The 13,031-nt window shown below is 43.2% G+C and carries 16 protein-coding genes; 6 read left to right on the top strand and 10 right to left on the bottom strand.

What is annotated here, in order from left to right; translation table 11 throughout:
- Positions 1 to 14: 14 nt before the first annotated feature.
- Entirely contained in the window at positions 15 to 215 is a 201-nt protein-coding gene (locus tag ACTJKG_RS12270; protein WP_440739371.1) for a hypothetical protein, read from the bottom strand.
- Positions 216 to 421: 206 nt separating this feature from the next.
- Here ACTJKG_RS12270 and ACTJKG_RS12265 point away from each other — a divergent pair, with 206 nt between their 5' ends.
- From ACTJKG_RS12265 to ACTJKG_RS12250, 4 genes are all read left to right on the top strand, one after another.
- The gene (locus tag ACTJKG_RS12265; protein WP_371742416.1) at positions 422 to 865 is read left to right on the top strand and encodes a DUF4442 domain-containing protein; all 444 of its coding nucleotides are present in this window, start codon (positions 422 to 424) and stop codon (positions 863 to 865) included.
- 22 nt (positions 866 to 887) lie between these two features.
- Complete coding sequence (locus ACTJKG_RS12260) at positions 888 to 1,334, top strand: GNAT family N-acetyltransferase (RefSeq protein WP_172333363.1); 447 nt, start codon at positions 888 to 890, stop codon at positions 1,332 to 1,334.
- Positions 1,335 to 1,364: 30 nt separating this feature from the next.
- The gene (locus ACTJKG_RS12255) at positions 1,365 to 1,991 is read left to right on the top strand and encodes an RNA-binding domain-containing protein (protein ID WP_440739370.1); all 627 of its coding nucleotides are present in this window, start codon (positions 1,365 to 1,367) and stop codon (positions 1,989 to 1,991) included.
- 163 nt (positions 1,992 to 2,154) lie between these two features.
- Positions 2,155 to 3,534, top strand: coding sequence for an MATE family efflux transporter (locus tag ACTJKG_RS12250; RefSeq protein WP_440739369.1), 1,380 nt, complete (start codon positions 2,155 to 2,157; stop codon positions 3,532 to 3,534).
- Positions 3,535 to 3,650: 116 nt separating this feature from the next.
- Here the strand turns inward: ACTJKG_RS12250 and ACTJKG_RS12245 are convergent, their stop codons facing one another.
- The 6 genes from ACTJKG_RS12245 to ACTJKG_RS12220 form a co-directional block, all read right to left on the bottom strand.
- Entirely contained in the window at positions 3,651 to 4,553 is a 903-nt protein-coding gene (locus ACTJKG_RS12245) for a histone deacetylase family protein (RefSeq protein WP_440739368.1), read from the bottom strand.
- A 106-nt stretch (positions 4,554 to 4,659) separates the two neighbouring features.
- Entirely contained in the window at positions 4,660 to 5,514 is an 855-nt protein-coding gene (locus ACTJKG_RS12240) for a bestrophin family protein (protein WP_440739367.1), read from the bottom strand.
- 55 nt (positions 5,515 to 5,569) lie between these two features.
- Positions 5,570 to 6,850, bottom strand: coding sequence for a kynureninase (gene kynU / locus ACTJKG_RS12235; RefSeq protein WP_440739366.1), 1,281 nt, complete (start codon positions 6,848 to 6,850; stop codon positions 5,570 to 5,572).
- 105 nt (positions 6,851 to 6,955) lie between these two features.
- Positions 6,956 to 7,558, bottom strand: coding sequence for a DNA-3-methyladenine glycosylase (locus ACTJKG_RS12230; RefSeq protein ID WP_440739365.1), 603 nt, complete (start codon positions 7,556 to 7,558; stop codon positions 6,956 to 6,958).
- On the bottom strand, positions 7,555 to 8,202 hold the full coding sequence (locus ACTJKG_RS12225) for an alpha/beta hydrolase (RefSeq protein ID WP_440739364.1): 648 nt from the start codon (positions 8,200 to 8,202) through the stop codon (positions 7,555 to 7,557). The genes ACTJKG_RS12230 and ACTJKG_RS12225 overlap by 4 nt, the downstream gene beginning before the upstream one ends.
- On the bottom strand, positions 8,199 to 8,678 hold the full coding sequence (locus ACTJKG_RS12220) for a GAF domain-containing protein (RefSeq protein WP_172333355.1): 480 nt from the start codon (positions 8,676 to 8,678) through the stop codon (positions 8,199 to 8,201). The genes ACTJKG_RS12225 and ACTJKG_RS12220 overlap by 4 nt, the downstream gene beginning before the upstream one ends.
- Before the next feature lie 508 nt (positions 8,679 to 9,186).
- Here ACTJKG_RS12220 and ACTJKG_RS12215 point away from each other — a divergent pair.
- Both ACTJKG_RS12215 and ACTJKG_RS12210 read left to right on the top strand, forming a co-directional pair.
- Positions 9,187 to 9,930: a DUF3291 domain-containing protein gene (locus ACTJKG_RS12215; protein WP_172333354.1), complete on the top strand. Its 744-nt coding sequence runs from the start codon at positions 9,187 to 9,189 to the stop codon at positions 9,928 to 9,930.
- 122 nt (positions 9,931 to 10,052) lie between these two features.
- Positions 10,053 to 10,301, top strand: coding sequence for a hypothetical protein (locus ACTJKG_RS12210; protein WP_172333353.1), 249 nt, complete (start codon positions 10,053 to 10,055; stop codon positions 10,299 to 10,301).
- Between the two features lie 216 nt (positions 10,302 to 10,517).
- Here ACTJKG_RS12210 and ACTJKG_RS12205 read toward each other — a convergent pair whose 3' ends face one another.
- The 3 genes from ACTJKG_RS12205 to ACTJKG_RS12195 form a co-directional block, all read right to left on the bottom strand.
- On the bottom strand, positions 10,518 to 11,234 hold the full coding sequence (locus tag ACTJKG_RS12205; protein ID WP_440739363.1) for a diphthine--ammonia ligase: 717 nt from the start codon (positions 11,232 to 11,234) through the stop codon (positions 10,518 to 10,520).
- A gap of 450 nt (positions 11,235 to 11,684) precedes the next feature.
- On the bottom strand, positions 11,685 to 12,374 hold the full coding sequence (locus ACTJKG_RS12200; RefSeq protein ID WP_440739362.1) for an SIR2 family NAD-dependent protein deacylase: 690 nt from the start codon (positions 12,372 to 12,374) through the stop codon (positions 11,685 to 11,687).
- A 79-nt stretch (positions 12,375 to 12,453) separates the two neighbouring features.
- On the bottom strand, positions 12,454 to 13,017 hold the full coding sequence (locus ACTJKG_RS12195) for a DUF6580 family putative transport protein (protein WP_172333350.1): 564 nt from the start codon (positions 13,015 to 13,017) through the stop codon (positions 12,454 to 12,456).
- Positions 13,018 to 13,031 lie beyond the last annotated feature (14 nt).

Below are 13,031 nucleotides of genomic sequence, written 5' to 3'. Positions count from 1 at the left end.
TTACGTAGCCTGTGTTAATGAACAGGCTTTGTTGTGGTGTCTTTTTTAGTGGTATCGGGCTTTGCCGTGGTATCGGTTGCTGCCGGGGCCATCTTTTTTGAAGTGTCGGTGCTCGTACTATCTGATCCGCTGGCTGTTTTTGAAGAACTACAACCCGCTGCTATTGCACCTACCATCGTCGCGACAAGTGCCAAACTTAAAATTTGCTTTTTCATAGTTATCTGTATTTGAATAAATTATCTATTTTATATAGAATACCTTATTAACCATACAGCAACAATTTTGTTTAAGTTAAAAAATCTATCACCCTATTTATATACCAGGAACAACCCTAATTTTACATTATAAATGCTATTAATTTCTTATAATTTTCAGATATTTAGGGTCTATGGTGGTATCTGAACGAATGTTAAAGTGGGCGATGCGTTTATACCCCCCTCTTTTTTTTCAGCGTATCTGGGTGATAAAATTTGATAAGGGGTTTAAGGGTGTTAAGGTAAAGATCGCTAAGAGCATCCTGAATAAAAACTATAACAATGCCATTTTTGGTGGTACCATTTTTTCGGCTGCCGATCCGTTTTACCCGATATTGTTTCACCAGTTACTTATTCAAAAAGGTTATAAATTAAAGGTATGGTCAAAATCATCAACTATACATTACTTAAAACCAGGCTCGGGTAATTTGTATTTTACGATAACTTTAACCGACGCGGAGATCGAACATGCCGAAATGCTGTTAAATACCGAAGGCAAATACATGGTACACCACCCCATTGATATTTATAATAAAGATGGTGAAATGTGCGTATCAGTAACCATTGAGGTGTATTTGCGCAATTTAAATTTTACAAGTACTAACTTATAATTCTATCTTAATGGCTACATATATGAACGATGAAGTCTTTATCAAAAAAGGCTTCCTGATATCTACCGATAAAAGCTTACTCAACGTTGATCTGATATACAATTACCTGAACGACGACTCCTACTGGGCACAGGGCATCCGGCGTGAAGTGCTGGAAAAAGGCATTGCCAATTCCATGTGCTTTGGCATTTATCAGCAAGGTGTTCAGGCCGGTTTTGCAAGGGTTGTTACCGATAATGCCACCTTTGGCTATTTGTGTGATGTTTTTGTTTTGCCCGATTTCCGCCAGAAAGGCCTGTCTAAATGGCTGGTACAAACTATCGTTAAACATCCCGATCTGCAGGGATTAAGAAGATGGTCATTAGCTACTTTAGATGCACAGGGCCTTTATAACCAGTTTGGATTTACCCAGATAGTTCACCCCGAAAGATGGATGGAAATACATACCCCTTATATTAAGCCTCAGTAACCAGTTTAACGGATAGGATAAAGCGCAAACATGAACCATATCAAAAAATTGATATTTGAGGGCGAAGGTGTATCACTCGACTTTAAAAAAACAATTACAAGCTGCGAAAAGATTGCCCGCACCATGGTATCCTTTGCCAATAACAAGGGCGGCAAACTATTGATTGGTGTTGCCGATGATGGTACCATTAAAGGTGTAAAATCTGAAGATGAGGAGCGCTATATGATCACCAAAGCTGCGCATATGTTTGCCAGACCGGCTTTGGAACCCATATTTGATGAGGTTTATGTGGATGATAAACTGGTGCTGGTGGTAGATATACCCGCAAGCGACCTGAAACCGCACTACGCCCTGGCCGAAGACGGCAAATGGTGGGCCTATGTGAGGGTAAAAGACAAAAGCGTACTGGCCAGCAAAATTGTTCTGGAGGTGCTTAAACGCTCATCAAGTGACGAGGGTGTATTGATCGAATACTCTGAAAATGAAAAATCACTATTGCAATACCTGGAGCTGAACACCCGCATTACGATTAAAGAGTGCGCCGAACTGTTAAAAATAGGCCGGCGACGGGCACAACGCATCCTGGTTGACCTGATATTATCAGGACTTATCCGCATCAATACCACCGAAAAAGAAGAGTTTTATACGGTAAGCTGATAAGCCTATAGCGCAAAGCCGAAGGCTGAAAGCTGTATCGATACCAAAACTATTGCCCCGGGCTGACGCGGTAGCCAAAAAATTTATAGTAATTTTGTTAATAACCAGCAATGCAGCTTTGGGCTCTCTGCCTTTAGCTTTCTGCTCTCCTGTACCTAAATAAATGAAAAAAGTTTTCCTGAAATACAAACCTTATTATGGCGAAAGCCTTAAACTGGCTATCCCCGTAGTGATATCACAGCTGGGCCATACGCTGGTTCAAATGTCCGATTCTATCATTGTAGGGCACTTTGCGGGTACGGTATCACTGGCCGCCGTATCCCTGGTGAACAGCCTTTTTATGACACCGTTGGTTATTGGCATGGGTATTTCGTATGGCTTAACACCGCTCATAGCGCAAAATAACGGTCGCGGAAACGTTAAAGAATGCGGCCTGCTGCTTTCCAATAGTTTGTTTTTAAACATACTGAGTGGCATCTTGTTGTTTGCCGGCATTTACTTTGGCACTATGCTGCTGATTGGTCATTTGGATCAATCGCCAGAGGTGGTAACCGAAGCCAAGCCTTACCTGCTGCTGCTTAGTTTATCATTGATACCGCTGTTGATATTCAATACTTTTAAACAGTTTGCCGAAGGACTTGGATTTACCAAACAAGCCATGCTTATTTCCATCTGGGGTAACGTACTGAACATCTGTTTGGGAATCATCTTTGTAAAAGGCCTGTTTGGTGTACATCCTATGGGCATTAAAGGTGTTGGCTACAGCACCCTGATAGATCGTTGTGTGATGGCCATAGTAATGGCTACATACGTTTTCAGATCGCCCATATTTAAGCAATATCTGAAAAGCTTTGCAATTAAGAACATCGATCGCCTGCGGGGCATACAGATTATGAAGATAGGCGCGCCGGTGGCTTTGCAGTACACATTTGAGGTAAGCGCATTTGGTGGGGCCGCCATTTTAGTAGGTGTTATCGGGCTCGATCAGCAGGCCGCGCACCAGGTAGCCATCAGCCTGGCATCCATGACCTATATGATGGCCAGCGGTATATCTGCAGGGGCGGCCATTAAATCGGGCAATTATTTTGGTGCGGGCCATCATCAAAATCTGCGAATGTCGGCTATTTCCAATTATCATATTGTGCTGGCATTTATGTCGGTCACCGCGCTCATATTTACTTTCGGCAGGCATTTACTACCCTGGATAATAACTTCCGATCAAACTGTTATTGACATTGCAGCACAGTTACTTATCATAGCGGCCTTTTTCCAGTTATTTGATGGCGCGCAGGTGGTTGGCCTTGGCATCCTGCGCGGTATGGGTGATGTAAATATCCCCACCATTTTTACCTTTTTGGCGTACTGGGTAGTGGGCTTACCCGTGGGTTATCTATTAGGGATCAAGCTTAACCTGGGCGTAAACGGAGTTTGGTATGGTTTAACTTTAGGGCTGGCAACAGCTTCGGTGTTGTTATTTATCCGGTTTAATATTATAAGTAAAAGGCACCGACAAGACACTGTGCCGATACTGGCGAAGGATTAAAAGAAAACCTTATTGTCATCCTGAGGAACGAAGGATCTACTCTGCGATTGAAAAGTTTCATAATAGATGCTTCATTGCGTTCAGCATGACAAGCATTTTTTAAAAATTAACCATTATCAAAAATACAGATCAGCCGCTACCTTAAAAGTATTGCAATGCGACTCTACAATATCTTTGATCTGGGGTGAATAACCGCCACCCATACTAACCTGTACCGGCAGATTATGGGCGATACACTGTTCAAACACAAACTGATCGCGGGCTTTGCAGGCTTCTTTACTCAGGGCCAGTTTACCCAATTTGTCGGTCGCCAGGATGTCAACACCCGAAAGGTAAAATATAAAATCGGGCTTTTGTTGTTGGATCAGACCAGGAAGGGCACCATACAGTATACTTAAATATTCATTGTCTTCAACTCCATCAGCCAGTGGAATATCTAAGTCGGATGTCTCCTTACGATAAGGAAAATTATTTGCACCGTGCATCGAGAAAGTGAATACCCGGGGCTCGTTTTCAAATATCTGGGCGGTACCATTACCCTGGTGAACATCTAAATCAATAATTAAGATAGATTGAGATAAATTATTATTTAATAACCAGTTAGCCGCTATAGCCTGATCGTTTAACAAGCAAAAACCTTCGCCCCAGTTACTACCCGCATGGTGCGTACCCCCGGCTACATTAAAAGCGATACGATCATCAAAAGCAAACCTACAGCCATCGATAGTTCCCTTAGCTATCCTGATCTCGCGCTCCACCAACCGAGCTGATAGAGGAAAACCAATGCGGCGCTGCTCTTTTTCGGGCAGCGTCAAGTCGCGCAGTTGATGCCAGTAATTTTCATCGTGTGTTTGCAGGATAATATCCTCCGATAACACATCCGGCGAAAACAAGTTATCTCGGCCGATCACACCCTCATGCAGCAACTGCGCCGGGATCAGCTCATATTTCAGCATCGGGAAGCGGTGCCCCTCGGGCAGCGGGTGCGCGTATATGGGATCGTAGGCTATCTTGAACATATAATTTCTTTTCTACCCATCACGTCATTGCTGCACAGCGTGACAATGACGTGGGGCTGTTTTTCATCTGCACATCTGAAATTCGCACATCTGCACATCTAAAAACCTAACCCAATATCTCCCCCACATGTTTCTGAATATTCTCGCAGATATTATCCAGCGGCAGGTCGTTCGCATCGTAACCAAAGGGGTCTTCTATCTCCTCGGCCAACAGCTCGATACTGGCAAAAACAAACAATACAAACGCAATGATCGGGATAATAAAATACTTCAGATCAAAGGCCCAGGTAAAGGGCAGTGTCATGATGTAAGTAAAAATAAACTTCTTGATAAACACATTATAAGAAAAAGGAATAGGTGTTTTTTTGATCCGCTCGCACCCACCACAAATATCTGTAAATGAAGTTATTTCTGCCGTAATACTAAACAATTGCTCCGGATTAATTACGCCACTTTTATTGAGCTTGTACACGTTTTCGATAATAGCCGAGGCCACCTGATTGGGCACATGTTTCTGCGGATCGATGGTAATGAATTCAGATTCTTCTGGTACATATTTGTCGCGCAAATGATCCCGGAGCGAGCGTGCATAAAGCGATATCGTGTAGTTGAAAAACGCAGCGTCATTGTCACCAACCAGGTGCCTTAGCTTGATGGCCAGGTTACGGCTGTTATTGGTCAAACTCCCCCAAATCTTACGTCCTTCCCACCAACGGTCATATGCCGAATTGATACGAAATGCCAGCAATAATGAAAATACAAAACCAATGGTTTGATGAATGTAACCTACCTTGCGGAGCAAGCTACTATCGGGCAATTGCCAAAAATCGATCAAAAAATAAGTCACCACACCAGCGTACGCACCAACCGCAATCATCAGCGGAAACAGCTCCCGCATCGTATCGGCCTTATTAACCTTGAAAATAAAAGAAAACCACTCTTTAGGATTATAGTAAACCATGTTTTGTTAAGTCAAAAGTAAAAATTCAAAATTCAAAAGCTTTCCTGCTTCGGTATTACTGCTTTATCGCCGCAGCCATTTGTTGCACGGCTTTATACACATCCTGGAATGTATTGTAAAGCGGTACCGGGCTCAGCCTGATCACATCGGGTTCGCGCCAATCGCCTATTACGCCGTTATCGGCCAGGGATTGGAAAATAGCTTTGGCATTCCGCTTACAAACTACCGATAACTGACAACCCCGCTTCTGCGGATCTGCTGGTGTAATGATCTTAAACACCTCCTCGCCCTGCGCCGTATTCAACTCATTGATCAAAAACTCCATATAACCCGTTAAAGCCACGCTTTTCTCGTGCAGGACACCAATACCACCCGCTTCATCAAAAATAGCCATAGAAGCCTTAAATAAAGTCAGGAGTAATATCGGACTGGTGCTCACCTGCCAGCCATCGGCGCCTTTAGCCGCATCAAAGCCGGGCGCCATCAAAAAGCGCTTATCTGACCGGTAACCCCACCAGCCCGCAAAGCGGTCTAATTCTGGATTGTCGAAATGCTTTTCATGCACAAAAACACCACTGATTCCACCCGGACCTGAGTTCATGTACTTATACGAGCACCAGCAGGCAAAATCAGCACCCCAATCGTGCAATCTCAGCGAAACGTTACCAGCAGCATGAGCCAGGTCGAAACCCGCGTAGGCGCCGGCTTTGTGAGCCGCAGCGGCAATGGCTTTCATATCGAACAGTTGACCGGTATAATAATTGATGCCGGCAAACATCACGAGGGCCAGCTCATCGGCATGTTCATAGATAGTTTGGAGGATATCTTCGGTGCGTAAAGTAAGCTCGCCTTCACGCGGAAAGATCTCCACGATAGCCTCCTTTGGATCGCAACCATGAAACCGAACCTGGCTTTCCATAGCGTACTGATCAGACGGAAAAGCCCCCCCTTCCATGATAATTTTAAATCGATTACTATTTGGCTTATAGAAACTTACCATTAATAAGTGAAGATTCACTGTAAGTGAATTCATCACCGTAACTTCATTTTCCTGTGCACCTACAATGCGGGCTATCGATGGCGTAAGCTGTTGATGATAAGCAAGCCAGGGATCATCGCCCTGGAACCAACCCTCTACCGCGAGGTTCTGCCAGGTACTGAGCTGATCGGCTATATATTTCCCTGCCGAGGCCGGTTGCAGACCTAAAGAATTGCCGCATAAATAAACAGCGTCGGCACCCCGATGTTGGGGAATCAGAAAACGACTCCTGAAATTTCTTAACGGATCAAGCGCGTCCTGCTCCAAAGCAAACGCTAAACTATTTTGATAATTCATCGAGCCAAAGATAATTAATTAGTGAGTGGGGAGCAGCGAATGGTGAGTTTTCACTTCAAATAAAAAACCTTACTAAGTCCCCTATTACTACTACCTACTCACAACTCACTTATTCGGTTTACTTACATAAACATCACCTTTCACGTAAAAGCGATACGGCAACAGCGCATCTTCGGCTGCATAGGCAACCCCTATCCGCGGTCCTACCGTTATCTGGTCATCGGTAAAATTCAACCCACGATCTTCCAACCAGAGCGTGTCGCTCTGCAAACTAATAGCATTAATATTCCGGGAAATACCTAAAGCTTTAGCGACAGAACCCGGTCCGGCAGTGATGGTTGATTTAAGTACCGGCATATTACGCCGCGCCTGCATGGCCTCGATACCATCGGTTGGGTGCACGGCCCTGATCAGGATAGCCTGGGGATGCCCTTCTGTAGAAGTTACGATATTAAACATTTCGTGAATGCCGTAGCATAGATACACGTAGGCTATACCACCCTGCATAAACATGGTTTGGGTACGTGGCGTAAGTCGGCCGCCATAGGAGTGCGCGGCTTTATCTACGATGCCATTATAGGCTTCTGTTTCAACAATATAACCACCCGTAGTTACACCATCAATACAGGTAAATAAATACTTACCTAATAAACTTTTACTGATAGCCACCACATCGGTGCCCAGGTAAAACTCTTGGGGCAACTTCATTTTTTGAGGATGTTTTTTAATAATTTATTGATCTCTTTTGCCTTATCAAATATCATAATATGAGTACCACCTTTAACAATGGTGGCACCAATGATACGCTTAAAAGAGAACACCAGATCCTTATCACCGGTGATATGAAAGAGATTTGGCGGGATAATATCGTTTTTCCAGTGTAGAACTGCCCCCATGGCCCACTTCACAAAAGTCGGTGATGAATTTTCCAGCATATCGTTAAACAACCAGGCATCTTCTGCACTCATATGCCCAAATAAAGGCTTGATCATAAAGCCCATTGCGGTGAACAATTTCCCGGGAATAAGCTTATAAATGGGCAACGCGCGAAAGACACTAAAGTACCCGGGCGCTTCACTATTTACCTTGATACTTGATATCAGGATAACCTTTTTCACCGGAATCTGTTTTGCCATTTCCACGGCTATCATTCCTCCCAAGGAATTGCCTATTAGAATAGAATTTGGTAATATATGATATTGATGGATAAGTTTTTGCGCATAAGTATTTAAAGTATCTGATTGATGGGGTTCAATCCAGTCAACAGGGATCACTTCATGATCATGAAGGTCGATATTGTTATAAATCCGGGTATCGGCACCCAAGCCAGCTATCAGATAGATCCTGCTCATGCAAAGTTCAGCAGCTTTACAATTTGCTCCAGGTACAGCGCATCGGTTTCATCAAACTGATCCAGCAATTCGCTGTCCACATCCAAAACGGCAATCACTTCTCCATTATGAAATACAGGCACTACAATTTCTGATCGCGAAAGCGAACTACAGGCGATGTGACCAGGGAAGGCTTCCACATCGGGCACTACCAGCGTTTTGGCCTGCTGCCATGCCGCGCCACAAACACCTTTACCTAAACCAATACGGGTACAGGCTACGGGGCCCTGGAACGGACCTAACACCAGTTCGCCATTTTTTACCAGGTAAAACCCTACCCAAAACCATTTGAATTGCTCCTTTAAAGCCGCGGCCACATTAGCCAGATTAGCAACAAGATCGGGCTCGCCATAAAGCAGGGCCTCAATCTGCGGAATAAGCGTAGTATATTGCTCAGTTTTATCGGTTGATGTGGTTATGTTTAAATCCTCTGCCATGATACAAAAATAACAATGTACCGCAGAAAGTACATCAACAGCATATCATATTTAGGCTGTTGACGGGATAAAGGTATTTGCCGCGTGATATTGACCCGCCTTGACATCGCTGCATATTTCCTATATGTCATTGGGAGGAGGAACAACGAAGCAATCCCCTCGCGTTCTCATCGACGAGAATAGCTACGAGATTATTAATGTTGTTAACTGTTTTTTACGGCATTAATGAGCTCCCGCTGGTCGGTTGTCCACGCTTCGCTCAGCAATGACATGTTTTTTACCCCATCTTTGCACGGGAGGCGAACTTGAATACCAATCCAATAAATCTTTTTAAAGTTTTTAAAACCATCAAAAATTTGTTAAAAACGTCAAAATAACTTTAAAGCGTTAATAAAAAGGATGATCACTTGTTCTTTTCACCCTGTTTTTGATCAGAAAATTGTTAAAATTTGAGGTTTAAAAAGTTTTTTGGCGGGGGTTTTACAATTAATGTTTTATTTAGCAAAACATGATCGTTAGCCTTACCATTGTCCGATACCGGAAACTTTTTATCCCTTTTGCATTGCTGGCCATGGCCATACATCGCCTGCCCATGTGGCTGCAAAAAGGCTGTAGTTTTTATAAACTGCTGGGCTCGGGTCATAATGGCACATTTGATTTGCAGCCCGACTGGCAGCAATGGGGCCTGCTGGCCTGCTGGGACAGCCGGGAAGATTTCGATCGATTTCAGGCCAGCTCTGTTGTTTCGGGCTGGTGGAAAATATTTGGCCATGAAGGCTGGACGGTACTATGTGAACCTCTGCAAAGCCATGGCAAATGGGATGGCAAAACACCCTTTGGCAACCCGGAAATAAAAGAGTATACCGGCCCTATCGCAGTACTTACCCGTGCTACGATCAGAATAAGCCGGTTGAAGAACTTTTGGTCGCATGTAGACGAGGTAGCCAACCTGATGGCCAAAGCACCGGGTTACATTACCTCTTTTGGCATTGGCGAAGCGCCGGTTTACCGCCAAGCCACCTTTTCGGTTTGGCAAAGCCTGGATGCTGTGAAAAATTTCGCCTACAAAAGCCGCGAGCACGCAGAGGTAATCAAACTCACCCGCAGCGAAAACTGGTACAGCGAAGAACTTTTCGCCCGGTTTGAAATACTGGAAAGCTTTGGATCACTCCACGGAAAAGATCCTCTGGAAGATACTGGAGCAAGGATCATTGGAGCAAAGAACAGGAATTTTGAGAGCAAGGATTTTTAGAACGAGAATTTAAAGATTAAAGACAAAAGTTATTATTCAAAAATCCTTACGCCTTACTCCAAAAATCTTTACTCCATAAACAACTCACTAATTCAATAAATCACTAATTCAATAATTAATCTATGAGAATTATAGCCGAACTACCGCACCCGGATTTTAAAATATCCATCCTGAACATGAACCAAAAGTTTATTGTGAAGATAGAACAGGGCGCCCTGGAACAAAGTTACAAGATACCCGAGATGGACCTGACTGATGGCGTAAACAGTGTTTTTGAATTACTGGATGAAGAGTTTTTGAAAACGGTGGGCGCCCGCTTCACCGAAATGCGAAAAGACTTCAAAGAGTCATATTATCGGTACAATTATTAACCATAACTATCTATAATACAGTTATTTAATTTTAAATAGCATTACAAACAGAATTTTATTCTGCAATAAAGGCTAATTTAAAGCCAAAAATAATTCCTTATTGCTATTAATTTACACCATTACTTTGTATTTATTATTTAATTAATTGCAATATAAATAGTTATACATATATAGAAAATTTAATTCTGCGGCTATTTTTGCCAAATAAATGGGAGGTTATGCCAAAACAAGGTCGCAATACCAAAATCCTGAGCGTTTTTGATCAGTTACCGAAACGCAGGAGTCATCGGCATTTTGGGGCGCTTTATATTCTTTAAAAATCTTCACTCCTGTTTTGTAAGGTATCATATTTTTAAAAATCGGGCCTTTAAAAGTGAAGGTGTGGAACTCACCATTCTCGCCGCAAACATCTACATCATCGGGCAGGGCATTAATCAGTTCCGGGCTGATCTCCTTCCCTACTATGCGCTCCAAACGTTCCTGGGTACAGGCTATCACGGTACCAAAGCCAAGGCTTAAAAACTCACTAATCAATTCGCCGGTATCACGTTTCCACAAGGGATATATGCCTCGCAAACCTACCTCGCTCAGGCGGGCATCGCGGTAAGCTTTCAGGTCCTCTAAAAATATATCACCAAAAATGGCATGGGTAATACCCTCGCTCTTAAAATACTTGAGGTGGCGGTGCATCACCTCGTCATATTCCTGCATACCGGGCATCTCGGGCAGGCGGATCTGGTATAGCGGGATGCCGATACTCTCAGCCTGTTTAATCAGCAGTTCCGTACGCACACCATGCATGGATATCCTGTCGGCCGCGTCATTAATAGTGGTAACCAGGTATTTGATCTCCAGATCAGGGTTCTGAAGACAATAATATAAGGCTATGGCGCTGTCCTTACCCCCGCTCCAATTGAATATGCACTTTTTCATTATTTTTTAATTAGTGATTTAGCGAATTAGTGATTTTAAAAAATGCCGGGCAGATTTAAATTATTATTTCTGAAGTTTTACAGTTCACACGAGCAATGTCATTAAAGGTTTACTACTCCGTAGGAGTAAAAGCTTTGTAGCAAACAAAGAATAGTATTTTAGCATACCATAGGTATGCAACCTGAGTGCAGTACCCACGGCACTGAATGAAAATCGACTTTTTTACTACAAAGCTTTAACCCCATGGGGTTTGCAAAATTCTTTAATTTAATAACATCACCCCTTGATCTTGAAGTCTCTTACCCTCAAAAAGTGGGTTTACATGTAAACCCACTTTTTGAGGGTAAGCTATATTTAAATATTTGATTTTCAGATAATTATAGTAATGTAAACCATAAAAAGTGTAAACCATGTAAACCCACTTTTTAGATGACTACTTAACCCCTTAAATTATTGATCTTTCAGAAGCTGATCTACCAATGCTGGTACGCCAACAGTAGCCCTCTCCTGTATTTTTATCAATTGGCCCCTCACACTTACATCCGGTATCTTTGGGTCGATAATATATCTTGGGATCTCTGGTCGTACATAGCTGATCAGGCCGGCTGCCGGGTATACTGCCAGAGAAGAGCCTACCAACATAAAAATGTCCGCATCGGCACAAATACGCGCTGCAGGACCTATCATGGGTACGTCCTCGCCAAACCAAACTACATGGGCCCTCAGGGGCGAGCCTAATTCACACACTTCATCCATCCCAATCTCCCAGCCATCAATGGGATAAGTAAGCTCAGGATCGATACTTGATTGCGATCGGGTTATAATACCATGCAGGTGCATTACATTGGTGGAACCAGCCCTTTCGTGCAGGTCATCGATGTTTTGGGTAATGATGGTTACCCGATATTTTTCTTCCAGTTGGGCGAGAGCATAATGAGCAGCATTGGGTTGCGCTTCTAATACCGATTTGCGGCGCTCGTTATAAAATTGCTGTACCAGAGCCGGGTTTCGCTGCCATGCCTGCGGTGTTGCCACGTCTTCTATATTGTAACCTTCCCACAGGCCGTCGCTGTCTCTGAAAGTCTTTAAACCGCTCTCGGCGCTTATACCTGCGCCTGTTAGCACTACCAGTTTTTTCATAGGTATCTAAAAATTATATATCCATAAAAAAAGCGACCTGCCCTGGTGGCAAATCGCTTTTCTATATTATTGAGTTAGCTTAAAGTGCCAGTTGCTTTTTAGTGCGTAAAAAAGTGTATTTGGTTTTAGCCAGTTCAAAACCGCCAAATAAAATAAAGCCAAATACTAAATTGCCAAATACCATATTCTTTTCGAATGGGATGGCGTTAACCAACGATGTGCCATAACCGGCTAAGGTGTGGGGATATAAAGTTCCCGGTAGATCGGTGAGCAACCAATGGATCAATACGGAAGCAACGGAAGCTAAAACTACATTCAGTACAGTTACTTTTTTAATCAGGCTACCCACCAGGATCATTAAAATAAAGGCCAGATACGTCCATTCGGCACCGCTATACCATAAAGTTAATTTATGGAAGTACAAGTAATTCAGGATAATATCCGTTCCGAAAAGGGCCAGCATTACCGTAACGTAGCTTTTCCATTTATCGGCAAAATACACACCGCCAAATATAGCTATGGCTCCTACCGGATTAAAATTACTTAGCTCCTTATACTTAAATGCCAGCAACCTGAACGCGGCCGCTACCACGATCATCAGTATCAATACGATATTGCGGGTTGTATTATCTTTTGAGTTCATGATTCAAATTTATG

Origin of the sequence: Mucilaginibacter sp. 22184, assembly GCF_052045695.1 — a bacterium.
In the GTDB taxonomy this organism is placed as follows: Bacteria; Bacteroidota; Bacteroidia; order Sphingobacteriales; family Sphingobacteriaceae; genus Mucilaginibacter.
Note: the sequence above shows the minus strand (reverse complement) of the source record. Positions and strands in the feature narration are given on the sequence as shown.